18 protein-coding genes and 4 pseudogenes are annotated in these 24,436 nt (G+C 59.2%); 14 read left to right on the top strand and 8 right to left on the bottom strand.

Annotated elements, in window-relative coordinates:
- The first annotated feature begins 18 nt into the window (after positions 1-18).
- The 5 genes from fadA (at position 19) to CGA21_RS28180 (ending at position 5,653) form a co-directional block, all read left to right on the top strand.
- Complete coding sequence (gene fadA / locus CGA21_RS28160; RefSeq protein ID WP_033045454.1) at positions 19-1,194, top strand: acetyl-CoA C-acyltransferase FadA; 1,176 nt, start codon at positions 19-21, stop codon at positions 1,192-1,194.
- Positions 1,195-1,292: 98 nt separating this feature from the next.
- Complete coding sequence (locus CGA21_RS28165; protein ID WP_020800559.1) at positions 1,293-1,529, top strand: DUF1653 domain-containing protein; 237 nt, start codon at positions 1,293-1,295, stop codon at positions 1,527-1,529.
- A 114-nt stretch (positions 1,530-1,643) separates the two neighbouring features.
- Entirely contained in the window at positions 1,644-4,271 is a 2,628-nt protein-coding gene (gene topA, locus CGA21_RS28170; protein ID WP_020800560.1) for a type I DNA topoisomerase, read from the top strand.
- A 480-nt stretch (positions 4,272-4,751) separates the two neighbouring features.
- Positions 4,752-5,276: a DUF6586 family protein gene (locus CGA21_RS28175; RefSeq protein ID WP_110746521.1), complete on the top strand. Its 525-nt coding sequence runs from the start codon at positions 4,752-4,754 to the stop codon at positions 5,274-5,276.
- Positions 5,277-5,419: 143 nt separating this feature from the next.
- Positions 5,420-5,653, top strand: coding sequence for a hypothetical protein (locus tag CGA21_RS28180; protein ID WP_008064452.1), 234 nt, complete (start codon positions 5,420-5,422; stop codon positions 5,651-5,653).
- Positions 5,654-5,735: 82 nt separating this feature from the next.
- On the opposite strand, the gene sulA is transcribed toward CGA21_RS28180, so the two are convergent.
- Both sulA and lexA read right to left on the bottom strand, forming a co-directional pair.
- Positions 5,736-6,209, bottom strand: coding sequence for an SOS-induced cell division inhibitor SulA (gene sulA / locus CGA21_RS28185; RefSeq protein WP_110746523.1), 474 nt, complete (start codon positions 6,207-6,209; stop codon positions 5,736-5,738).
- A 10-nt stretch (positions 6,210-6,219) separates the two neighbouring features.
- Positions 6,220-6,828: a transcriptional repressor LexA gene (lexA, locus tag CGA21_RS28190; RefSeq protein ID WP_188265543.1), complete on the bottom strand. Its 609-nt coding sequence runs from the start codon at positions 6,826-6,828 to the stop codon at positions 6,220-6,222.
- A 229-nt stretch (positions 6,829-7,057) separates the two neighbouring features.
- Here lexA and CGA21_RS28195 point away from each other — a divergent pair, with 229 nt between their 5' ends.
- The 3 genes and pseudogenes from CGA21_RS28195 to CGA21_RS28205 form a co-directional block, all read left to right on the top strand.
- Entirely contained in the window at positions 7,058-7,765 is a 708-nt protein-coding gene (locus CGA21_RS28195) for a TetR/AcrR family transcriptional regulator (protein WP_110746524.1), read from the top strand.
- 158 nt (positions 7,766-7,923) lie between these two features.
- Positions 7,924-8,934 carry a beta-N-acetylhexosaminidase gene (gene nagZ / locus CGA21_RS28200; RefSeq protein WP_020798500.1) on the top strand — a complete coding sequence of 337 codons (1,011 nt, stop codon included), beginning with the start codon at positions 7,924-7,926 and terminating at the stop codon, positions 8,932-8,934.
- A 12-nt stretch (positions 8,935-8,946) separates the two neighbouring features.
- Positions 8,947-9,677: pseudogene (locus tag CGA21_RS28205) on the top strand (S-methyl-5'-thioinosine phosphorylase); the annotation flags it as partial.
- Positions 9,678-9,704: 27 nt separating this feature from the next.
- Here the strand turns inward: CGA21_RS28205 and CGA21_RS28210 are convergent.
- The 3 genes from CGA21_RS28210 to mfd are packed head-to-tail and all read right to left on the bottom strand — an operon-like array spanning position 9,705 to position 16,436.
- The gene (locus CGA21_RS28210; RefSeq protein ID WP_020798498.1) at positions 9,705-12,398 is read right to left on the bottom strand and encodes a DEAD/DEAH box helicase; all 2,694 of its coding nucleotides are present in this window, start codon (positions 12,396-12,398) and stop codon (positions 9,705-9,707) included.
- Positions 12,399-12,409: 11 nt separating this feature from the next.
- Positions 12,410-12,976, bottom strand: a complete 567-nt coding sequence (locus CGA21_RS28215) for a CsiV family protein (protein ID WP_188265544.1) — start codon at positions 12,974-12,976, stop codon at positions 12,410-12,412.
- A gap of 10 nt (positions 12,977-12,986) precedes the next feature.
- Positions 12,987-16,436 carry a transcription-repair coupling factor gene (gene mfd / locus CGA21_RS28220; protein ID WP_110746533.1) on the bottom strand — a complete coding sequence of 1,150 codons (3,450 nt, stop codon included), beginning with the start codon at positions 16,434-16,436 and terminating at the stop codon, positions 12,987-12,989.
- A 362-nt stretch (positions 16,437-16,798) separates the two neighbouring features.
- Here mfd and CGA21_RS28225 point away from each other — a divergent pair, with 362 nt between their 5' ends.
- Entirely contained in the window at positions 16,799-18,262 is a 1,464-nt protein-coding gene (locus tag CGA21_RS28225; protein ID WP_110746535.1) for a glyceraldehyde-3-phosphate dehydrogenase, read from the top strand.
- Positions 18,263-18,308: 46 nt separating this feature from the next.
- Here CGA21_RS28225 and CGA21_RS28230 read toward each other — a convergent pair whose 3' ends face one another.
- A complete protein-coding gene (locus CGA21_RS28230; protein WP_188265545.1) occupies positions 18,309-18,602 on the bottom strand; it encodes a hypothetical protein in 294 nt (97 codons plus the stop codon).
- A gap of 764 nt (positions 18,603-19,366) precedes the next feature.
- Positions 19,367-19,825 (bottom strand): annotated as a pseudogene (locus CGA21_RS28235) (IS66 family transposase); the annotation flags it as partial.
- A gap of 365 nt (positions 19,826-20,190) precedes the next feature.
- Here CGA21_RS28235 and CGA21_RS28240 point away from each other — a divergent pair.
- Positions 20,191-20,715 (top strand): hypothetical protein, encoded by a 525-nt coding sequence (locus CGA21_RS28240; RefSeq protein ID WP_188265546.1) that lies wholly within the window; start codon positions 20,191-20,193, stop codon positions 20,713-20,715.
- A gap of 599 nt (positions 20,716-21,314) precedes the next feature.
- Positions 21,315-21,479 (top strand): hypothetical protein, encoded by a 165-nt coding sequence (locus tag CGA21_RS28245; RefSeq protein WP_188265547.1) that lies wholly within the window; start codon positions 21,315-21,317, stop codon positions 21,477-21,479.
- A 76-nt stretch (positions 21,480-21,555) separates the two neighbouring features.
- Here CGA21_RS28245 and CGA21_RS28250 read toward each other — a convergent pair.
- Positions 21,556-21,666: pseudogene (locus tag CGA21_RS28250) on the bottom strand (transposase domain-containing protein); the annotation flags it as partial.
- Between the two features lie 98 nt (positions 21,667-21,764).
- On the opposite strand from CGA21_RS28250, the gene CGA21_RS28255 reads away from it, so the two are divergent.
- The 3 genes and pseudogenes from CGA21_RS28255 (at position 21,765) to CGA21_RS28265 (ending at position 24,344) form a co-directional block, all read left to right on the top strand.
- On the top strand, positions 21,765-21,917 hold the full coding sequence (locus CGA21_RS28255; protein ID WP_188265548.1) for a transposase: 153 nt from the start codon (positions 21,765-21,767) through the stop codon (positions 21,915-21,917).
- A gap of 174 nt (positions 21,918-22,091) precedes the next feature.
- A pseudogene (locus CGA21_RS28260) lies at positions 22,092-22,691 on the top strand (reverse transcriptase domain-containing protein); the annotation flags it as partial.
- 324 nt (positions 22,692-23,015) lie between these two features.
- Complete coding sequence (locus CGA21_RS28265; RefSeq protein ID WP_223194291.1) at positions 23,016-24,344, top strand: recombinase family protein; 1,329 nt, start codon at positions 23,016-23,018, stop codon at positions 24,342-24,344.
- Positions 24,345-24,436 lie beyond the last annotated feature (92 nt).

Below are 24,436 nucleotides of genomic sequence, written 5' to 3' on the forward strand. Positions count from 1 at the left end.
GAGCGAGAGTGAAATTTTATGAGCTTGAATCCAAGAGACGTCGTGATTGTCGACTTCGGTCGTACTCCGATGGGCCGCTCCAAGGGCGGCATGCACCGCAACACCCGCGCCGAAGACATGTCGGCGCACCTGATCAGCAAGCTGCTGGAACGCAACGTCAAGGTCGACCCTGCTGAAGTCGAAGACGTGATCTGGGGCTGTGTGAACCAGACCCTGGAGCAGGGCTGGAACATCGCGCGCATGGCGTCGCTGATGACCCAGATCCCGCACACCTCGGCCGGCCAGACCGTCAGCCGCCTGTGTGGCTCCTCGATGAGTGCCCTGCACACGGCTGCGCAAGCGATCATGACCGGCAACGGTGACGTTTTCGTGGTTGGCGGCGTCGAGCATATGGGTCACGTGAGCATGATGCACGGTGTCGATCCGAACCCGCACATGTCGCTGTACGCGGCAAAAGCTTCGGGCATGATGGGCCTGACCGCGGAAATGCTGGGCAAGATGCACGGCATCACTCGCGAACAGCAGGACGCTTTTGGCTTGCGCTCCCACCAACTCGCCCACAAGGCGACCGTGGAAGGCAAGTTCAAGGACGAAATCATCCCGATGCAGGGCTACGACGAGAACGGTTTCCTGAAAACCTTCGACTACGACGAAACCATTCGTCCGGAAACTACCCTGGAAAGCCTGGCGGCTCTCAAGCCTGCTTTCAATCCAAAGGGGGGCACCGTGACTGCTGGTACTTCGTCGCAGATCACCGACGGTGCCTCGTGCATGATCGTGATGTCGGCGCAGCGTGCGCAGGACCTGGGCATCCAGCCTCTGGCGGTGATCCGCTCGATGGCAGTGGCCGGTGTGGACCCGGCGATCATGGGCTATGGTCCAGTACCGGCCACGCACAAAGCATTGAAGCGTGCGGGTCTGAGTATCTCCGACATCGACTATTTCGAGCTCAACGAAGCTTTCGCCGCACAGGCCTTGCCAGTGTTGAAAGATCTGAAAGTGCTCGACAAGATGAACGAGAAGGTTAACCTGCACGGCGGCGCGATCGCCCTGGGTCACCCGTTTGGCTGCTCCGGTGCGCGGATTTCCGGCACTTTGCTGAACGTGATGAAGCAGAATGGCGGCAACCTTGGGGTAGCCACCATGTGCATTGGTCTCGGCCAAGGCATCTCCACCGTCTTCGAACGCGTTTAAGCGTTGCGTTGACGGAAGCCGGGGCCAAGTGCCCCGGTTTTTGTTTTTGCGGATTTTTTTATTTTTTATTTCAAGCTGATTTGAGTGAGGGCCGAAGCATGCCGATACAACCTGGGCTCTACCAACATTACAAAGGTCCGCAGTACCGTGTATTCAGTGTCGCGCGGCATTCGGAAACCGAGGAAGAAGTGGTCTTCTACCAAGCCCTGTATGGCGATTACGGCTTTTGGGTACGCCCCTTGAGCATGTTCCTGGAGTCGGTCGAGGTTGACGGCGAACAGGTGCCGCGCTTTGCTTTGGTGCAAGCCGAGCCAAGCCTTTTTAACAAGCCATAAGCTGAGTGCGCGCAAAACCCTGCGCTTGACCTCACCTTGCAGCCACTATATATAGCGGTGCCGCGTCAGGCGCCAACCGCCTTTCACTTCTAGAATTCAGGAATTTTCTGATCCATGGGCAAATCGCTGGTCATTGTGGAATCCCCGGCTAAGGCCAAGACCATCAACAAGTATTTGGGCAACGAATACGTGGTGAAGTCGAGTATCGGCCATATCCGAGACCTGCCCACCAGCGGTTCGGCTAGCGCCAGCAAAGAGCCAGCCGCCAAGCGCGGCAAGGCTGCCGCGGGCGAAGCGCCGGCCTTGTCGCCGAAGGAAAAGGCGCGCAAGCAGCTGGTCGCGCGCATGGGTGTCGATCCCGATCACGGCTGGAAAGCCAAGTACGAGATCCTTCCGGGCAAGGAAAAAGTCATCGAGGAGCTGCGCCGGCTCGCCAAGGATGCTGACACCATCTATCTCGCAACCGACTTGGATCGCGAGGGGGAAGCCATTGCCTGGCACCTGCGCGAAGCCATTGGTGGTGACGACAGCCGCTACAAGCGCGTGGTGTTCAACGAAATCACCAAGAAGGCGATCCAGGAAGCCTTCTCCCAGCCAGGCGAGCTGGACATCGATCGGGTCAACGCCCAGCAGGCGCGTCGTTTCCTCGACCGCGTGGTGGGTTACATGGTGTCGCCGCTGCTGTGGGCCAAGATCGCCCGCGGCCTGTCCGCCGGTCGTGTGCAGTCGGTTGCCGTGAAGCTGGTGGTGGAGCGCGAGCGTGAAATCCGCGCGTTCATCCCGGAAGAATATTGGGAAGTCCACGCCGACCTCGGCACCGCCAAGGGCGCGACCGTGCGTTTCGACGTGGCTCGGGAGAAGGGCGAAGCCTTCAAGCCGCTCAACGAAGCCCAGGCCATGGCGGCGCTGGAGAAGCTCAAGTCTTCCAGCTACAGCATCGTCAAGCGCGAAGACAAACCGACCAGCAGCAAGCCGTCGGCCCCGTTCATCACGTCCACCTTGCAGCAGGCCGCGAGTAACCGCCTGGGCTTTGGCGTGAAGAAAACCATGATGATGGCCCAGCGTCTGTACGAAGCCGGCTACATCACCTACATGCGTACTGACTCCACCAACCTCTCGGCCGATGCCGTGGCGATGGCGCGTACCTATATTGAAAGCGAGTTCGGCAAGAAGTACCTGCCGGAAAACCCGAACGTCTACAGCAGCAAGGAAGGCGCACAAGAGGCTCACGAAGCGATTCGTCCGTCTGACGCCAACACTGAGCCAAGCAAGCTGTCGGGCATGGAGCGTGATGCAGAGCGCCTCTACGAGCTGATCTGGCGCCAGTTCCTCGCCTGCCAGATGCTGCCGGCGCAATACCTGTCGACCACGGTCACCGTCGGTGCGGGCGACTTCGAGCTGCGTGCCAAGGGCCGTATCCTCAAGTTCGACGGCTACACCCGCGTCATGCCGCAAATCGCCAAGCCGGGCGACGACGACGTGCTGCCGGACATGGCCCAGGGCGACGCGATGAAGCTGATCAAGCTTGATCCGACCCAGCACTTCACCAAGCCACCGGCGCGTTACTCGGAAGCCAGCCTGGTCAAGGAAATGGAAAAACGCGGCATCGGTCGTCCTTCGACCTACGCGGCGATCATTTCGACCATCCAGGACCGCGGCTACGTGGCGCTGCACAACCGTCGCTTCTATTCGGAAAAGATGGGCGACATCGTCACCGAGCGCCTGGCCGAGAGCTTCTCCAACCTGATGGACTACGGCTTCACCGCCGGCATGGAAGAGCACCTCGACGACGTGGCCCAGGGCGAACGCGACTGGAAAAACGTGCTCGATGAGTTCTACGGCGACTTCAAGAAGAAACTCGAGGTAGCCGAGAGTCCGGACGGTGGCATGCGCGCCAACCAGCCAGTGATGACGGATATTCCGTGCACCACTTGCGGGCGTCCGATGCAGATTCGTACCGCGTCGACCGGCGTGTTCCTCGGTTGCTCGGGCTACAGCCTGCCACCGAAAGAACGCTGCAAGGCGACCGTCAACCTGGTGCCGGGCGATGAAATCGCCGCGGACGACGAGGGTGAATCGGAATCGCTGGTGCTGCGTGGCAAGCACCGCTGCCCGATCTGCAGCACGGCAATGGATGCCTACCTGCTGGACGAGAAGCGCAAGTTGCACATCTGCGGTAACAATCCGGATTGCGATGGCTACGAAATCGAAGAGGGCACCTATCGCATCAAGGGCTATGAAGGTCCGAGCCTGGAATGCGACAAGTGCGGCAGCGAGATGCAGCTCAAGACCGGCCGTTTCGGCAAGTTCTTCGGTTGCACCAACCCGACCTGCAAGAACACCCGCAAACTGCTGAAAAGCGGTGATGCGGCGCCGCCGAAGATGGACCCGGTGAAGATGCCTGAGCTGAAATGCGAAAAGGTCAACGACACCTACATCCTGCGCGACGGTGCGTCGGGCCTGTTCCTGGCCGCCAGCCAGTTCCCGAAAAACCGCGAGACCCGCGCACCGCTGGTGCTCGAGATCGTGCCGCACAAGGATGAGATCGATCCGAAGTACCACTTCCTGTGCGAAGCGCCAAAGAAAGATCCGGATGGCCTGCCTGCTGTGATCCGTTACAGCCGCAAGACCAAGGAGCAATACGTACAGTCCGAAGTCGACGGTAAGCCGACTGGCTGGAAGGCGTTCTACGACGGTGGCAAGTGGAAGGTCGAGGACAAGCGACCTGCTGCGAAGGCGTAAAAACCGCCAAGCCGAAAAAGCCGCATGAGAACCTTCGGGTTTTCATGCGGCTTTTTTGTTTGCGATGTCTGCGGGGTTCCGGCTTGCCGGCGAAGGTGGCCTGACAGGCGAGCAATCTCTCGCGGCTGTACCCGATCTCCTGTAGGAGCGAGCAGGCTCGCGATGAACGTCAACGATAACGCGGGGAGCCTGACACCCCGTGGTGCCCTCAGGTTTTTCGCGAGCATGCTCGCTCCTACAGGGCGCCTCGCTCTGCTTTTGATCGCGAGTGCCACGTTGAACCATGATGGCCCATCGCGGCGACCCACGGAGCAATGCCGGAGAGAGGGCATGCCGTGCCCAAGCGGGGCATCGAGTGGTGCGGTGATTTATCGAGCCGGTATCTATTTCACGATCAGACAATACTTGCGGGAGAAGTAGTTGATCCACGACACTGTCTGACCTGCGTGAAGCAATTATTTCGTTGTGGAGGCTGCCGTCATGGCCCACGAACTCTATACCCGTACCAACCAGAAGATTTATTTCGCCGGCCTGTCGCTGGAAGCGCTCGCCAAGGCCGAACAGGGGCGGGCGATGAATGCCTTGGCGCTGATCCAGGCGGAGCGAGAATCGGCGTTGTTTCACCTCTACGGAGCCTTGTTGGGCTTGTGTCACGAAATCGCCGGTTTCTATCGTTTGCCCCAGGCCAATGCTTCCCGGGCCGAGTCGTTGCTGACCCGCGAAGTGTTGGACAGTATCGCCATTCCGGAAATGGCCGAGATGGTCGAGCTGGCCAACAACCCGGAAACCTGGCTGGCCAAGTTGCTGGCTGCCCATGCTGCGTTGTTCCAGCCGCCTCGAGCGCCGCACAAGCCTAAGGGTGATGTAACGCAGCCGTTGATCGTGGCGGTAAACCTCGATGAAGAAGAGGCGCCCCAGGAGCTGGGTCGCGAGGAGCTGGAGAGCTGGCGGCAAAACCTGAAAAGCCTGGCCATCCGTTTTCGCGAAGGCTTGAACGAGTGCTGATCAACTAAACAGCGCAGCAGGCGACCCTTGGGGTTGTTTGCTCGGCTGCCGAGTCGTTTTTTGCGAGGGTATCTGGTCAAGATCCCGAGCGAAGCTTGGCTGATGCCTATATAATGCTCGCCTTCCGTGGAGAACAGACCTTTATGCCAACGTCCTTTCTAGAAATTGTCGAGTTACCAGACGGCCGAATCGAACTGCGCAGGGCAGAGGACGAGGGTTCTCTGGTTACTTTGGATTTCTCCGAGGATGCCAAGGCGTTCCTGCAAGGCCAGCACGTGGAAGTCGCCAAGGCGATGTTGAGCGTCGGTGTGCAGATGGCGGGACGTATGGTTGAAGGTGAATTCGAGAAAGAAGAGGGGCCGCGGGTCCTTCATTGATCTCCGCCTGTCGGTTTTTCCGGCACTGCCTTTAATAGGCTTCTCTATCCTTGCAGAAGCCCCGCGCGTTCAGCGTGTGCCGTTAACCCAGTCGAATATTCAGGCTTTGAGCGTCCCCGGTCCGGGCGGCGCTGATCAGTTGTTGCCGTGAGATTTTGCTCAACGGGTTGAGCCAGCTGACCACTGTGTGGCTGCGACCAAGGCGAAGGGCTTCGCAAGTCAGTTGCTGGGCGCTTTGGGTGCCACGGGGTTGTAGCAGCAGGATGCGTTCGCGATTGAGCCCGGCATCCCGCAGCCAGGCCTGGGTCAGGCTGGCAGGCGGGGCGATCAGGGTCAGCCAGCGAGCATCCTGGTCCTGGCTGAGCTCGCGCAGGATCGGCGCCAGAAGGTTCAGGCAGTTCCCGGCTGCACCACGCAAAGACAGTTCACTGAACACCTCGGGTTCGGCGCTCCAGGGCGACTCCGCTTCCTTCAGGATCGGCGCCAATGGCTGTGCCATGAATGCCTCGAACTGAAGCGGCAGTTGTGCTTGCTGTGATGTGTAGGGGAACTGCATAAAGCCTCCTTTAGCGGCGAATGACGCCGACGCTCAAGCCTTCGATCACCAGTTCCTGATCTTTCAGGTTCACTTCGATAGGGGCAAACTCGGGGTTTTCAGCCAGCAACCAGACTTTGCTACCGTCGCGCTTGAAGCGCTTGACGGTGACTTCGTCGCCGATTCGCGCAACCACGATCTGGCCATTGCGGGCTTCGCGGGTGGTGTGGACGGCCAGCAGGTCGCCGTCGAAGATACCCACATCCTTCATGCTCATGCCGTGCACGCGCAGCAGGTAATCGGCGCGCGGGTGGAAGAACACAGGGTTGATGTTGCAGGACTCTTCAACGTGTTGCTGGGCGAGGATCGGCGCGCCAGCCGCGACGCGGCCAATGATTGGCAGGCTGGAGTCGTCGGCCTTGGCTTCGAAGCCGGGAATGCGGATACCGCGCGAAGCTCCCGGCGTCATCTCGATCGCGCCCTTGCGGGCCAGCGCCTTGAGGTGTTCTTCCGCCGCGTTAGGCGACTTGAAACCCAGTTCCTGAGCGATTTCCGCGCGGGTCGGCGGGTAGCCGTTGTCTTCCAGGCAGCGTTTGATAAAGGCCAGAATCTCGGCTTGGCGTGGCGTCAGCTTTAGCATATTGATCGCTCTGTCTTTTTATACAGTGACTGGGATTATATACAGTGGAACGGTCTTGGCAATGCCCCTTTTTTTGTGCGCCGCCAGACGGTCGCTCAACCGGCTGATGGAAGCTTTGCGGTTGTGTGGTTAAATGCATGACCGACCATTCCCGAAACGAACTGCCAGACTTGACAATGCACGGGCTGAAACGTATGTTTCAAACAAGTGTTTGTCAGGCGGAGTAGCCATGGCCCAGTCGGAAACCGTTGAACGCATTCTCGATGCTGCCGAGCAGTTGTTCGCGGAAAAAGGTTTCGCCGAAACCTCGTTGCGTTTGATCACCAGCAAAGCGGGTGTGAACCTGGCGGCGGTGAACTATCACTTCGGTTCCAAGAAGGCGCTGATCCAGGCCGTCTTCTCGCGCTTCCTGGGGCCATTCTGCATCAGCCTCGATAAAGAGCTGGAGCGGCGCCAGGCCAAGCCGGAAAACAAGCCTTCGCTCGAGGAATTGCTGGAAATCCTCGTCGAGCAAGCCCTGGTGGTGCAGCCACGCAGCGGCAACGACCTGTCGATTTTCATGCGATTGCTCGGGCTGGCCTTCAGCCAGAGCCAGGGGCATTTGCGCCGCTATCTTGAAGATATGTACGGCAAGGTGTTTCGCCGCTACATGTTGCTGGTCAACGAGGCTGCCCCGCGCATCCCGCCGATCGAACTGTTCTGGCGCGTGCACTTCATGCTGGGTGCGGCCGCGTTCAGTATGTCCGGTATCAAGGCCTTGCGCGCCATCGCCGAAACCGACTTCGGGGTCAACACCTCCATCGAGCAGGTCATGCGCCTGATGGTGCCGTTCCTGGCAGCCGGCATGCGTGCCGAATCCGGTGTCACCGACTCGGCCATGGCCACCGCGCAACTGCGTCCTCGTAGCAAATCGACACCGGTTGCCGCCAAGGTTTAACCGTTCATGGGTGGGCGCGGCAGCTGACATCCGATAAGCTAGCCGCCCATGCCGACTCTCGTTTTGCGCCCTTTCCCACAGATGATCGCCGACCTCCCGGGTGCAGCCCAGGGCGGCGTATCGTTGCGAGCCGGGTTTATCGTTATCAAGGAACTGTTATGACTGCTGGCCTGCAAGGCTCGTTGATGGTGGACGTCGCCGGTACCTGGCTGACGGCTGAAGATCGCCAATTGTTGCGCCAGCCCGAAGTGGGCGGCCTGATCATTTTCGCCCGCAACATCGAACATCCGCGCCAGGTCCGCGAGTTGAGCGCGGCGATCCGCGCCATTCGTCCCGACCTGCTGCTGGCGGTGGACCAGGAGGGCGGGCGGGTCCAGCGCCTGCGCCAGGGTTTTGTGCGCCTGCCGGCGATGCGCGCCATTGCCGACAATCCGAACGCCGAATACCTGGCCGAACAGTGCGGCTGGATCATGGCCACCGAGGTGCTGGCCGTTGGCCTGGACCTGAGCTTCGCCCCGGTGCTGGATCTCGATCACCAGCGCAGCGCCGTGGTCGGGACCCGTTCGTTCGAAGCGGATCCGCAGCGTGCCGCGCTGCTGGCCGGTGCTTTCATTCGCGGCATGAACAGCGCGGGCATGGCGGCCACGGGCAAGCATTTCCCTGGCCACGGCTGGGCCGAGGCGGATTCCCACGTCGCGATCCCCAATGACGAGCGCAGCCTCGAGCAGATTCGTGCCCATGACCTGGTGCCTTTTGCCAAGTTGAGCAAACAGCTGGCCGCCGTCATGCCTGCCCACGTTATTTATCCCCAGGTCGATACCCAGCCGGCGGGCTTCTCGCGGCGCTGGCTGCAGGACATCCTGCGGGGCGAACTGCAGTTCGACGGGGTGATTTTCAGCGACGACCTGTCCATGGCCGGTGCCCACGTGGTGGGCGATGCCGCCAGCCGTATCGAAGCGGCGTTGACCGCCGGCTGCGACATGGGCCTGGTGTGCAACGACCGCGCAGCCGCCGAACTGGCCTTGAGTGCCGCCCAGCGTTTGCAGGTCAAGCCGTCGGCGCGCATTGCACGGATGCGCGGCCAGGCGCATGCGAGCACCGAATACCGCCAGGATCCGCGCTGGCTGGCGGCTGTCGGTGCGCTCAGGGATGCACAACTTATCGATTGAGAAGGAGGCGCCATGACGGTTTACGCGATTATCGGCGGCAGCGGCCTGACCCGGCTGGAAGGCCTGCAGATTCGCCAGTCATTGGCGCTGGACACTCCCTACGGCGCGCCGTCTGCAGAAGTGCAGATTGGCGAATATGCCGGCAGCGACGTGCTGTTTCTCGCCCGTCATGGTCACCCGCACCGTTTTGCGCCGCATCGGGTGAATTATCGCGCCAATCTCTGGGCGCTGAAGCAGGCCGGTGCCGGGGCCATTCTGGCAGTCAACGCAGTGGGCGGCATCAACGGGGCGATGGCACCGGGCATTTCTGCGTGCCGCATCAATTGATCGACTACACCAGTGGCCGCGAGCACAGCTACTTTGCCGATGACCTGGAGCCGGTGACCCACATCGATTTCACCTACCCCTACAGTGAATCGCTACGCCAGCGCTTGATTGCAGCGCTGGTGGCCGAAGGCGCGGGTTTCAGCGATCGGGGTGTCTATGCCTGCATGCAGGGACCGCGGCTGGAAACCGCCGCCGAGATTCTGCGCCTGGAGCGCGATGGTTGCGACATCGTTGGCATGACCGCAATGCCCGAAGCGGCCCTGGCTCGCGAGCTGCAGCTGGATTACGCCTGCCTGGCGCTGGTGGTGAATCCGGCGGCGGGCAAGTCGGCATCGGTGATCAGCATGGCAGAGATCGAGCGAGCGTTAGGAGAGGGGATGGTCAGGGTGAGGTCGACCTTGGCGCGGGTGCTCGCGAAAGCAATCTACCCGGCGCCGCAGTTTTCAGCGCTTCTCCAACTTATCCGGCAGCGGCGCAAACAGCGCCTCGATGTCATCGCTCTGCAACTTCCAGTCCCCGGCCTGTCGTCCATCCAGGACGCCCGCCGCCAGGTCGGATTTTTCCTTCTGCAGATGCTGGATCTTCTCTTCCACCGTGCCGCGCGCGATCAACTTGTAGACGAACACCGGCTTTTCCTGGCCGATGCGATAGGCGCGGTCGGTGGCCTGGTTTTCCGTTGCCGGGTTCCACCAAGGGTCGTAATGGATCACGGTATCGGCCTCCGTCAGGTTCAGGCCAACACCACCGGCCTTCAGGCTGATGAGAAAGATCTGACGCTTGCCGCTCTGGAATTCCTTCACCGGTGTACGACGGTCGCGGGTCTGTCCGGTCAGAAGCGCGTAGGGCACGCCGCGCTTGTTCAGTTCTTCTTCGATCAATGCCAGCATCGAGGTGAACTGCGAGAACAATAGAATCTTGCGGCCTTCCTCGAACAGCTCTTCGAGCATTTCCATCAGGCTGTCGAGCTTGCCCGAGGTGCTGCCCCGCGCCGGAAGGGTGGCTTCATTGACCAGGCGCAGATCGCAACACACCTGGCGCAGCTTGAGCAGTGCCTCGAGGATGATGATCTGGCTGCGTGCCACGCCCTTGCGGGTGATTTCGTCGCGGACTTTCTTGTCCATGGCCAGGCGCATGGTTTCGTACAGGTCGCGCTGGGTTTCGTTGAGTTCGACCCAGTGGATGATCTCGGTTTTCGGCGGCAACTCGGTTGCCACCTGTTCCTTGGTGCGACGCAGCAGGAAGGGTTTGATCCGGCTGTTGAGGTGTTGAAGCCTGACTTCGCTGGCGCGCTTTTCGATGGGCACCCGGTAATCACTGTTGAAGCTTTTGACGTCGCCGAGCCAGCCCGGCAGCAGGAAGTGAAACAGCGACCACAGTTCGCCCAGGTGGTTTTCCAGTGGCGTGCCGCTCAGGCACAGGCGCTGGCGGGCGTTGAGCTCGCGGGCGGCCTGGGCGGCCTTGCTGTTGGGGTTCTTGATGTATTGCGCTTCGTCCAGTACCAGCACGTGCAAGGGCTGCGCCGCCAGGCGTTCTACGTCCTTGGGCAGCAAGGCATAGGTGGTCAGGATCAGGTCGTAATCGGCGAGGTTGTCGAAATGTTTTTTGCGACTGGCGCCGTACAGTGCCAGTACCTTGAGTTGCGGAGTGAAGTGCGCCGCTTCGTCGAGCCAGTTGGGAATCAGACTGGTGGGCATCACCACCATGCAGGGGCGATCGAGGCGACCGGCGTTTTTCTCGCTGAGGATGTGCGCCAGGGTCTGCAGGGTTTTGCCCAGGCCCATGTCATCCGCGAGGATGCCGCCGACTTCCAGTTGGCGTAACGACTGCATCCAGCTCAGGCCCTCGAGTTGATAGGGGCGCAGTGTCGCGTTCAGCCCGTCCGGCGCCGAGGCGGTGTAGTCCTTGATGTCGCGCAGGCGTTGGGCAAAGCTGCGGATCTGCTCGCCACCTTCCCAGAGCAGTGGCAGGTCTTCCAGTGAGTTGAGGCGCGTGGCGTCGGCCTTGCTCAGGCGCAGCGTGGTTTCGCCAGGTTCTTGAAGGTAGAACTCGCCAAGCGTCGCCAGTACCGGTTTCAGGCGGCCGAAGGGCAGGGCGACTTGCAGCGGGCCGTGCTCGGCGTTCGGCCGGCTGGGTATGTTGACCAGGATCAGCTCGTCGTCGCGCCGGCGAGCGAGGCGTTCCGGATTGAGCAGTTCGGTGTGGGAACGCATCAGGTTCAACAGGATCGGCAACAGGCTCAACCGCTCGCCATTGACGATGATCCCCAGCTCCAGGTCGAACCAGTCGCGCTCCGGAACCTGTTCGACCGTGGCGTACCAGTCGTCCACGGCAGTCAGGTCGAAGCCGAAGTCTTCGTTGATTTGCAGCTCCCAACCCTGGGTGCGCAACTTTGGCAGTTCATTGAGGGTGAAGGTCAGCCAGGCGCTGTCGTTGACCATCTCGAACAGTTCGCCGGCGCTTTCCGGCAGGGCCTTGCTTTGCCGGGTGGCGATCTTGAAACCGAGGATTCGCAGCTGCTCCCGGTAGGACTGTTCGACGTCCGGGTGGCGTTTTATCCGCAGTGTCTGGGTCTCCTGGCGAATCAGGATGTCGGCATTCTTCTGGCCTGACACGTACTCGTCCAGGTAACCGAAAGACAGCGCCGCGCGATGCTGGATGTAACGCTGCATTCGCCCGTTGCGCGGTTCGAAGGCGCTGAACTCAATGCTCGCCAGCCACAGGCGCGGTACCGGTTGCACGTTGTCCACCAGCACTTGCGGTGGTGCCTTGGGGCTGCGGTTTTCCAGCACCGCCTGGAGTTTTTCCAGGAGTTCGGCGTCTTTGGCGGCGGCGGGGTAGTCGAGGGTTTCCTGGATTTGCAGGAGCACCGCCGCGCAATGTTTGCAGTTGCTGTGCACCGGGCAGGAGCAGGTGGCATCGACCATCAGCAAGGTGCCTTTGGCCGACTCGCGCAGGCGAATGGTCTGACGGTAAACGTTACCGCCAGAGCCTTCGCACGCCGCGGTGATCGTCGCGTCGCCGACTTCGACTATCCTGACGCGATTCTCCAGGGCATACCGGCGACCGCGCTCCAGGCTCTGTTCCTTGAATCGGCTGACCCAGGAAGGTGCCAGGGGTTTGCTCAGGGTCGCGGACATGGGGGGCTCGATCAGTCCGGGACGACTTCAGGGGCTTCCCGGGGAGCGGGCGCCGTCAATGAGGTGATCTTGATCAGCAGGCCCAGGTGGCCGTTGTCGAGGAAATTGAGCTGGCCGTTCTTGGTGTGGCTTTCCTGTTTCAGGCGTTCGCTGGCAGTGACCAGGCCGTCGTCGTTGAACTGGTTAACCCAGAAATCGGCATCCACATCGGTAAAGCGTCCCAGCGTCAGGTTCAGGGTGCCTTCGATCGGGTACTGGCCGTATTGTTCCTTGCCGTCGCTGACCGCCACCTTGACCGGTATCTCGCCGAGCGTCTGCTGCCACGCCTTGTGCAGCAGCACGCTGTATTCATTGCTGGCGGTGAGTTTTTCCACTTCGTTGTTGAGGCTCGGCGTGCGCAGGCTGTCAGGGCTGACGGTTTGCGCGCCGGCGGCCCAGTCTTCCGGCGCGGCACGGCTGATAATCGCCGGCACGGCATTCTGCCGCACCAGAATCATTTCAATCTGATACAGATCATCGGCAAACACCGAAGGGGCGACCAGGGTTATCAACAAGGTCAGTGAGCGAAACAGGCGCATGCGGCGTCCTTCAAGCAGTTTTCGGGATGAGACGCTCAAACAGCGCCTCTACAGTATTAAAGCGTTCTTCCGGGCGCTCCATCGGCACCTGGAACTTAAACATCGTCGCGCCTTCGAATTTGTAGCGTTTGGGCTGGCTCTGGATCAACTTGATCAGGGTCAGCGGGTCGACCGGGGTCTGTGCCGCGAATTCGATTCGACCACCTTGCGGGCCGCCGTCGACTTTCTTGATGCCCAGCAATTCGGCCTGCAATTTCAGTGCGGTGATGCGCATCAGGTTCTTGGTCGGCTCGGGCAACAGGCCGAAACGGTCGATCATCTCGACCTGCAGATCCTTGAGGCCGTCCTCGTCGGTGGCCGAAGCGATGCGCTTGTAGAGAATCAGGCGGGCATGGACGTCCGGCAGATAGTCTTCGGGGATCAATGCGGGTACGCGCAGGTTGACTTCCGGACCGCCGCCCAGTGGTTGTTCGAGGTTGGGCTGTTCGCCCTTGCGGATCGACTTCACCGCGCGCTCGAGCATTTCCATGTACAGCGTGAAACCGACCGCCTGGATCTGCCCGCTCTGGCCGTCGCCAAGCAACTCGCCGGCGCCGCGGATTTCCAGGTCGTTGGTGGCGAGCACAAAGCCCGCGCCGAGGTCCTGGGTGTTGGCGATCGCTTCCAGGCGCTTTTCCGCGTCCGCGGTGATCTGCTGGCGCGGCGGCGTCAGCAGGTAGGCGTAGGCCTGGTGGTGACTGCGACCGACCCGGCCGCGCAACTGGTGCAACTGCGCCAGGCCGAACTTGTCAGCGCGCTCGATGATGATGGTGTTGGCGCTCGGCACGTCGATGCCGGTCTCGATGATGGTCGAGGCGATCAGCACGTTGAAGCGCTTGTGGTAGAAGTCGCTCATCACCTGTTCGAGTTCGCGCTCGCGCATTTGCCCGTGGCCGATGCCGATCCGCGCTTCCGGCACCAGCTCGGCGAGGTCGGCGGCGCATTTCTCGATGGTCTTGACGTCGTTGTGCAGGTAATAGACCTGGCCGCCACGCAGCAGCTCACGTAGCAGGGCCTCTTTGACCGTGCTCTTGTTCTGCTCCATGACGAAGGTGCGCACCGACAGGCGACGGGCTGGCGGCGTGGCAATGATCGACAGGTCGCGCATGCCCGACACGGCCATGTTCAGCGTGCGCGGAATCGGCGTGGCGGTCAGGGTGAGGATGTCGACTTCGCTGCGCAGCGCCTTGAGCTGTTCTTTCTGGCGGACACCGAAGCGGTGTTCTTCGTCGATGATCACCAGGCCCAGGTTTTTGATTTTCACATCGTCGGACAGCAGCTTGTGCGTGCCGATGACGATGTCGATCTTGCCTTCGGCCAGGTCGGCGATCGCCGCGTTCACCTCTTTAGCCGACTTGAAGCGGCTCATCACTTCCACGCTCACCGGCCAGTCGGCGAAGCGGTCGCGGAAGCTGTTGTAGTGCTGCTGGGCGAGCAGGGTGGTCGGTACCAGGATCGCCACCTGGCGACCGCCGTGCACCGCAATGAACGCTGCGCGCATGGCCACTTCGGTCTTGCCGAAGCCGACGTCGCCACACACCAGGCGATCCATCGGCTTGGGCGCGAGCATGTCTTCGCGCACCGCTTCGATGGTGGTTTGCTGGTCTGGCGTTTCTTCGAACGGGAAGCCGGCGCTGAAGGTGGCGTAATCGGCTTTCGGGTCGGCGAAGGCATACCCTTCACGAGCGGCGCGGCGTGCGTAGATATCGAGCAATTCAGCCGCGACGTCGCGCACCTGTTCGGCGGCCTTGCGCTTGGCTTTTTGCCAGGTCTCGGAGCCCAGGCGATGCAAGGGGGCGAGGGCGTCGTCGCTGCCGGTGTAGCGGGCGATCAGGTGCAGGTTGGCCACCGGCACATAAAGCTTGGCGTTTTCCGCGTATTCAAGGGTGAGGAATTCGGCGGCCTGGTTGTCTATTTCCAGGATTGTCAGCCCCAGGTAGCGACCGACACCGTGATCGATGTGCACCACCGGCGCGCCTTCGCGCAGCTCGGTGAGGTTCTTGATGACCGCGTCGTTGTTGGCGTCGGCGCGCTTCTCACGGCGCCGGCGCTGCATCACGCGCTGGCCGAACAACGGGCTTTCGGCGACCAGCGCCAGGGCCGGATCATCCAGCAGCAGGCCTTCGTCCAGTGGCGCGATGGTGATCGCCAGGCGCTCCTTGCTGGCGACAAAGTCCGGCCAGCTGTCGACGGTCTTCGGCCGCAGCTTCAGGCGTTCCAGCAGTTCGAGCAGCACTTCGCGACGGCCCGCGGATTCGGCAGTGAACAGCACGCGCCCAGGGAACTCGTCGAGGAAACCCGAGAGCGCCGCCAGCGGCTGGGTGGCCTTGGCTTCGATGGCCAGGTTCGGCAATTCCCTTGCGGGGAAGCGCTCGCGGCCAGCGCCGGACTCCACATCCTGTTGGCTGGCGACCACTCGCGGCCAGTTTTTCAGGCGGGCGAAGCAGTCTTCTACTGGCAGGAACAACTCGGCAGGCGGTAATAAAGGACGCGAAGGATCGACGCGCCGCTCTTCATAACGGTTGCGCACGTCGTTCCAGAAATTTTCCGCGGCCTGCTCGATGCCTGGCAAGGAGAACACTTGTGTGTCCTGAGGCAGGTAATCGAACAACGTCGAGGTTTCTTCGAAGAACAGCGGCAGGTAGTACTCGATGCCGGCGGGGGTAATCCCGCTGTTCAGGTCCTGGAAGATCGGGCAGCGCCGGAAGTCGACATCGAAGCGCTCGCGAAACCGTGCCTTGAAGCGGGTGACGGCTTCTTTCTCCAGCGGGAATTCCTTGGCCGGCAGCAGCTTGACCGAATCGACCTTGTCGATGGAGCGCTGGTTTTCCGGGTCGAAGGTGCGCAGGGTTTCGATTTCGTCGTCGAACAGGTCGATCCGGTAAGGCAGCTTGCTGCCCATCGGGAACAGATCGATCAAGGAGCCGCGCACGGTGAATTCGCCATGTTCGTACACGGTATCGACGTAGCGATAGCCAGTGGCCTCGAGGCGGGTGCGCATTTGCTCGACATCGAGCTTCTGGCCGACGTCCAGGACCAGGCTGCTGCCGAGCAGGAATTTGGTCGGCGCCAGGCGGTGCAGCGCAGTGGTGATCGGCACCACCAGCACGCCATGACTCAGTTCCGGCAATCGATAAAGCGCCGAAATGCGCTGGGAAATGATGTCCTGGTGCGGCGAGAACAGGTCGTAGGGCAGGGTTTCCCAGTCGGGGAAATGCAGCACGGGCAAATCCGGGGCGAAGAAACCCAGCTCCTGTTCCAGTCGTTCGGCACTTTGGCTGTCGGCTGTGAGCAGCAGGGTAAAGCGCTTGGCAGCGCTGGCGGCCTCGGCGATGGCCAGGCTCAGGGCGGCACCGGGCAGGTTGCCCCAGTGCTGTTTACCTGCCGCGGCAGGGAGAAGCGGTAGACGCAGAACGGGCACGGAAGGTTGAGCTCCAAGCGTTGCGACAAAGTCGGTAATTGTAGCGGTCCCGGGTGCCGGCTGTCAGTCGCAGATGTGTCTATTACGCGGGTAAGGAGAAATGTAGTGGTAAAGACAAAATCGCGGTGTTTTTTACTGGGAAATAGCGATTATGTAGTGGCAAAACCAACCGGTGTTACGGATGGTTACGGACAAGGTTGCGCTGTCCCCAAAAAATTGACGAAGCTGGAGGCCCCGGTTTCATTGGGTTTCAGCGGTGCGCGATTTTTTTGAAAGGGATTTTGTTACTGGCGGTGCGACAAGCGCGCATTGCTACACGAGGCGCGCGGCGGCATAATGTAGCCCCTTTTTTCTGCCCCTACATGTGGAAGGTTCCCGTGACTCAGAAGCCCGACCAGTGTCTTGGTGAATGGATCGACCGTGAAGCACTCGCAGAAGCGATGATTCCGCTTATCGGTCAGCTTTACCGCAATAACAATGTGGTGAGCTCGATCTATGGCCGCAGCCTGATCAATCGTTCAGTCATTGCGATTCTCAAAGCTCACCGCTTTGCTCGTCACCGTCAAACCGACGATACCGAGCTGTCCGTCCACGAAACATTCCCGCTGCTCAAGGCGATGAGCGAGCTCAAGCTCGGCGCCGCTTCGGTAGACCTGGGCAAGCTGGCAGCCAAGTTCAAGGCTGAAGGCAATGGCCGTTCTGCCGAGCAGTTCGTGCGTGAAGAACTGGCCGACGTGGTTGGCCAGCAGAACGCTTCCGCCCGCAAAGGCACCGACGTTGTCCTGTACGGCTTCGGTCGTATCGGCCGTCTGCTGGCGCGCATCCTGATCGAAAAAACCGGTGGCGGCGACGGCCTGCGCCTGCGCGCCATCGTCGTGCGCAAAGGCGCCGAGAACGACCTGGTCAAGCGTGCCAGCCTGCTGCGTCGCGACTCGGTTCATGGCCCGTTCGATGGCACCATCACCATTGATGAAGCCAACAACACCATCACCGCCAACGGCAACCTGATCCAGGTTATCTACGCCAAGAGCCCGACCGAAGTCGACTACACCCAGTACGGCATCGAGAACGCACTGATCGTCGACAACACCGGTGTATGGCGTGACGCCGACGGCCTGGGCCAGCACCTGGCCTGCCCGGGCGCTGCCCGCGTGATCCTCACCGCACCTGGCAAGGGCGCGCTGAAGAACATCGTGCACGGCATCAACCATGGCGACATCAGCCCTGACGACAAGATCATCTCGGCCGCTTCCTGCACCACCAACGCCATCGTGCCGGTGCTGAAGGCTGTGAATGACAAGTTCGGCATCGTCAACGGCCACGTCGAAACCGTTCACTCGTTCACCAACGACCAGAACCTGATCGACAACTTCCACAAGGGCAGTCGTCGTGGCCGCGCCGCGCCGCTGAACATGGTAATCACCGAGACCGGTGCCGCCACCGCAGCCGCCAAGGCACTGCCAGTGCTCAAGGGCAAGCTGACCGGCAACGCGATTCGCGTTCCTACGCCAAACGTGTCGATGGCCATCCTGAACCTGAACCTGGAAAAGGCCACCACCCGCGAAGAGATCAACGAGTACCTGCGCCAGATGGCCATGCACTCGGACCTGCACAAGCAGATCGACTACGTCAATTCGCAGGAAGTGGTTTCCACCGACTTCGTTGGCTCGCGCCACGCAGGCGTCGTGGACGCTGAAGCGACCATCACCCAGGATAACCGCGTTGTACTGTACGTCTGGTACGATAACGAATTCGGTTACAGCTGCCAGGTGGTTCGCGTGATGGAAGACATGGCCGGTGTAAACCCGCCAGCATTCCCGCGCTAAGCCTTTAGCTGCAAATAAAAACGCCCCGACCTTGGTCGGGGCGTTTTTATTTGGTGCGCCCAGCATGGGCGCAATCTTGTGTGTGAAAGTCCCGCCGTAAGTTGGCCACAGCGAACGAAGTGAAGCGCAACTGCATGAGGGTGACCGAGTGTGGGGAGGAAGCGCGAATCGAAACCGCGAGTCGATGGGCATGAACCGGATACAAGGCGAAGGCGACCACGTCCTGTATGCCGATGGCGGTAAGGCGCAGATCATCACGGGCGCCGAGTAAGGCAACAGTGATGTGGCGCTGGTCGGCAGCGTACTCAGCAACGGCGACGAGATCATCAATACGCTGCAAGACGGCTCAACATCCAGCCAATCCCAGCCCGAGTATCCCCCTGGAAGTTGTGAGCTGAGGTTAGCCAAGAATTCCAAGTTCAATAGAATGCGGTCAAACCGCTAAAGCTCAGCGATTTACTTCCAATTGGATTCAGGCACAACTTCCAGAAATTGCGGCAGTGGCAGAATGCTACAAGGCTGAGGAGAGTTGAGCTTTGGTGAGTTGTGCCATCGTTAGGGCTACAGCTCAAAATCTGGATCGACGATCAAGGCCCACCCCAACTGCACGCAACCGCTATTGGCCGATACTTCAGTGCATGTTTGTACCCGCACTACGAGAGATCACCACCCAGGAAATACTCGGTTGGATACGCAATCTTGCGGAGCCGCATTTCGCAAATTTCGGGCAGAGCCGGAAGTCTCTTTTTACGGCGTAAATGGTTCGTTACTAGCGAAGGTGCAACAATCGCTGACCTTACCAAAAAGTGCGATCCGAACCATCGGAAATTAACGATGGCACATCTGGAAGCAAGCAACCCCCGGAAATCAGTGGTTTCAGCGGGTTTTAGGAGCGGTCACTAACGATGGCACATTTCAACACCCCCGGGCGGTGGCGACGCCGGAGAACCCGGGTCAACCGAAACAGGAAAAATCTCCGTAAACCGTCCTTGCTCGGATTATGTTAATTGACCAGGAGTATTATTACGGGATATGCAAAAAACCGTGGCCCCCTAGATCGTAAGCGCTCCATAAACCCCACATTTAAAAGGTGGGAGTCTATGGCTATCTTGGAATTTGCGGCGTGCAGTTCCACGGCAGCAAGGCCTCGAAGTCTTCTACGCTCGAGGCTTGTGGCAGGCGCTCAAGTGCGTGGCGCCGCCACGCATAGGGCTCTTGGCCGTTGGCTTTAGCTGTCTCGACCAAACTGTAAAGTTGAGCGCTGGCCATCGCGCCTTTGGGTGTGTCGCTGAACAGCCAATTCTTGCGACCGATAACGACGGGTCTGATCGCACGCTCGGCGGCGTTGTTGTCGATCGGCAAGTAACCGGCTTCGGTGTAGCGCACCAACTTGTTCCAGTTGTTGCTCAGATAACTGATTGCCTTACCCAGCGCGTTCTGCGTGGTTACTTGAGGCTGGGTTTTCTCCAGCCAGGCGTGCAACTGCGCCAACACCGGCAGACTGTTTTGCTGTCGACCTTCGTGGCGATGTTCATCGCCGACTTCTTTTAAATCTCGCTCGATAGCGTCACCAGTTGCGCGGTGTTTTTGGCCAGGCCACGAAAGCGCGTTTTCACAAAACCAAACTGGCGCTTGTGCCTGTTGGATCAGGCGATCCACGACGCTGGGGATTCCCAGCTGTCTTGTTCCGCCTTTGGGTTTGGGGATATCGACGGCGCGCACACCAAATACTTAATATGGGAAAGCTATGTGCACCGCTCACCATCCCAGTGGGAAATCAGTAGTGCGTACTTCATACTGTGCATTGGTTGATTTCTTAGGATATTTAACAAATATTGACAATAGAGTCAGAATCCAAAGAAAATCCGCCCCGAACGCAACCCCTTGGTGGGGCTATACACAACCCCCCCACGGTAACGCTCAAAAAAATGGCTATACACAACCCCCCCAGCATCGCCGATTTCGAGGACCTTCGGAGGCTTGCCAAAGAGTCGGTCGACACCGCCGTCGACTACCTGATTCGAATCGACAACCTGCTAATGCGCCTGGGTGAATTGCTCTACGTCATGCAGCCCTTCCAGTCCGGCAGAATCGCGATTGATTTCAACCTTCACCGGGGTCAGTCAAAACCCTTCATCCGAGTGTACAGAAAGCTCAGGGCAGGAAAGGGAAAATGGACCTCTACTAACGTCAGCCATCAGGGTCTGACCAAGAGAGTCAAGCGATCCCGTGAGTTCGAGCCCAATTACAAACTCATGCTGGTCTTATGCGAGCGGATTACGAAGCTCTTTGAGCTGCGCAAGCAAATGCGTGATCGCCTGCGGTATCTGATGCATGGCGTATCTCTTGCGGTCAGCAAGCGAGGTGCTGAACTTGATGAACTTGAGGCCTTGGTCAACGGAATGCTTGACCGAGTTGAAATGAAGTTCGACGGGGAAATGGCAGTGGAGTAATTACCCAAGGCAGCTAATCCGGAAGCCTCAACACCTAATCGTGTTGAGGCTTTTTTGTTGGTGCGCCAGGCATGGCGCGTTGCGCGTAAGCGCAACCACCGTGGCTGTGGTGGCCTCGCTGGTGACTTGGAGGTGAAAGTCCTCTATACACTCGGCAAGGGGAAGTATTAGCCAGAGGCAAAGGTGTCGTGGGTGACTGCGAATCTGAAGGAAGCCCGAGGCAAAATGCTGGCCTGACGAACAGGAAGCGGATTGGGCGGCACAGCGGGGTAAGAAGGCCAATATCTTCAAAGCCCGATACTGGCACGGAATGCTGTGACGTAAATCCGACAGGCATAAGCAGGAAGGTCGCGCGAATTACCCTGGGAGATCTATAGGTTTCAGTGCCCTACGCGTCCTATGGAGCAATGTAGATGAAGTCTTGCTTAACCCGGTTTGACGGTAAAGCTACACAGGCCCCAACCGAAGCCGGTGCGTATTGCGCATCGGTTTATTATCGCCTCACGAATTGCCCCGTGAGGGTTTCAGTTGCCGGTTCTGGCTAGGGTTGCTATACATAAAATGAGATTTCCGGTTTCAGGTACAAAGGAATTGCTTAAATGAAAACGACATTTTTTTCAGAGTTTCTTCGTGCTGCGAAAGAAGCCCCGCGGCTCTATTTTGTACCGTTGATAGGTGCAGCTAAGGCAATCAAAGTTGAGTTTCGCAGGGTTGAAGAAGAATCCGCCGGACAAGCACCGTTGGCTCCCACTGCGAAGCAATAAAATTCGTTACCCCTCTAGGACCGCCCTTCTGGCTGGTTTTTTGAGCGTAAGCTTCCGCCCAACACACCTTGCGTGATTAAACGGGCACCCACCTGTGCGGTAACAGCTCGGTAATCTCACTCGCCCGCTGCGTTGGTAGGCGTGTAAGAACATCCTTCAAATAATCATACGGATCATGTCCATTGGTAAGGGACCGGCGAACACACCTTCCGAGCCAAGCCGATAAGGGCGATTGTGTCCGCGTATTTTTAAGCGGACGCAATTTCCCTTAACGTCAGGATCGCCATGCGTGAACGTAAGTCTTACCCGAAGTCCTTCAAAATCCAAGTCGTCCAAGAGTGCGAACAACCCGGTGTTTCTGTGGCGGCTATTGCGATGACGCACGGCATCAACGCCAATGTCGTTCGCCGGTGGATCCCGCTTTACCGTGACCACTAGGCCGTCGCGCTGCCAGCTTTCATTCCTTTGAAAGTCGAACCAAAACGAAAGACCGAAGCGCTGGCGATCATTGAATTACCGCTTGGCCCACAAATGCTCACGGTGAAGTGGCCAACCTCTGATCCTGAAGGGTGCGCCCGATTCATCCGTGGACTCGCTCAATGATCCGCATCGATTCCATCTGGCTCGCCACCGAGCCGATGGACATGCGTGCCGGTACTGGCGCAGAGCTTTTATGCCCTGCGCTGCGATGCCGCAGTGGGCGTGGACGGCATGTCGTGGCGAGAATATGAGAAAGGTCTTCTCCAGCGGGTGAGCGATTTGCACGCAAGGCTTCACAGTGGAGCCTATCGGGCAACGCCGTCGCGGCGGGTCTATATTCCCAAAGCCGACGGCAGGCAGCGTCCGCTGGGCATTGCCTCTCTTGAGGACAAGATCGTACAGCAGGCGGTCGTTACCGTTTTGAATGCGATCTATGAAGAAGACTTTCTAGGATTCTCGTATGGGTTTAGGCCGGAACGTAGCCAGCACGATGCGCTGGATGCGTTGACGGTCGCGCTCAAGGGCCAGAAGGTGAACTGGATACTGGATGCGGATATCACGTCGTTCTTTGATGAGATCGACCATGAATGGATGCTGATGTTTCTGGGACACCGGATTGCAGACCGGCGCATGCTCGGACTTATCTGCAAATGGCTTCAGGCAGGTGTTATGGAGGATGGCCGTAGGATAGCTGCGACCAAGGGGACGCCCCAAGGCGCAGTGATAGCGCCGGCAACAATAGAGCAAACTACTCTCGGATAAAATGGGGGCTGCGCATCGCCAGGGAGAGTTTTGCTCCGAGGTATGCGGGATGCCCCGACGTCGAGATTGTTCTCGTCATTGAGGTCATCGCCCCCACTGACGGGAGACTTCAGTCATGAGCCGAAAACCGCGGATCTGGTGTATTCGTCTGGCTTTTGAGCCAAATCGATTCTCTTGTGAACAGCTCGAGAGGGTCTATGAGCAGCTAAAACCGACAGAAACGCGGGTTTCTTCAGAATCGCCACAATCTCAACCCTCTGTCAAAAAACATCGTGCTGCCAAGCGAGGTGAGCAATGAGCCAGGCTGTGATGGTGGCGTTCTATGCAAGGGTATCCTCTGATCAACCGGCTAAACGCGGCACGATTGAAAGCCAGATTGCCGCGTTGACAGAGCGGGTCGTGGCTGATGGAGCCCAGGTTGCTGATGACATGCACTTTGTCGATGCAGGCGTCAGCGGCGCGACGCTGATTCGCCCACAATTGGAACGGCTCAGAGACCGCGCTGCACTTGGATTGGTCGATCGTCTCTACGTCCTGTCCCCAGACCGGCTGTCGCGAAAATATGCTCACCAAGCCTTGCTGATGGAAGAACTATCGGCGTGCGGCGTAGAGGTTGTGTTCCTCAATCATGCCATTGGCGTCACGCCAGAGGAGTCGTTGCTGCTGCAGATGCAGGGCATGATTGCGGAGTATGAACGGGCCAAAATCATGGAGCGCCATCGTCGCGGCAAGCTTCATGGAGCCAGACGCGGCAGCATCAATGTGCTGTCGACTGCGCCGTACGGTTATCGCTACATTCGTAAGCAACTTGATGGCGCACCCGCACAGTACGTTATCGACTTGGCGCAAGCGGCGACGGTCAGAGCCATCTTTCAATGGATTGGGATGGAGCGACTGAGCATTGGCGAAGTGGTGCGGCGTCTTGGTGCTACTGGCACCGTCACCGCTTCAGGTAAACCGTATTGGGATCGCAGTACCGTGTGGGGGTTATTACAAAATCCCGCGTACATGGGACGAGCTGCTTTCGGTAAAACACAGGCGCGTGATTGTTTACCTCGGATACGCGCACAACGCCACAGTGCGGAGGTGCCCAGGAAGGGGAATTCAACCGAACGTACGGATCCAAGTCAGTGGGTCGAGATATCCGTACCGGCAATCGTCAGCGAAGGGTTATTTCAGTCGGTTCAGGAACAGCTTGCCGAAAATCGCAAATCGGCTCGTCAGCGCGGTCATGGTGCAGTTTACCTGCTTCAGGGCTTGACCGTTTGCGGCCATTGTCACTACGCCTATTACGGTAAAAAAGTCAGCAAGGCAGCGGCCAAAGGCCAATGTCGGAACTATGCCTATTATCGTTGCATTGGAACCGATGCCTACCGATTTGGTGGCGAACGCGTCTGTAATAATCAGCAAATACGAACGGATCGTCTTGATGAACTGGTGTGGCAGCAGGTTATTGAGCTGCTCGCCCATCCTGGAAGACTAAAGAATGAATATGAACGTCGGCTGGGAATCCTCGAAGAAAAAGAAAAAACAGCCCCTGATACTGCCGCACTGGACCGCCCAACGACTGCAATTCGAGAAAGGCAAGGGCGGTCTCAAGGAGCAAGTGCAACAGTCAGTTAATTTTCTAGGTTTGCTCAGCGCAGCGGTATTCGCGCTTCCAATGCATCATTGCAATGGCCGCCTGAGCGAACCGAGCCAACCCGTTACACACG

The organism is Pseudomonas sp. PSB11, assembly GCF_014596605.1.
Classification (GTDB): domain Bacteria; phylum Pseudomonadota; class Gammaproteobacteria; order Pseudomonadales; family Pseudomonadaceae; genus Aquipseudomonas; species Aquipseudomonas umsongensis.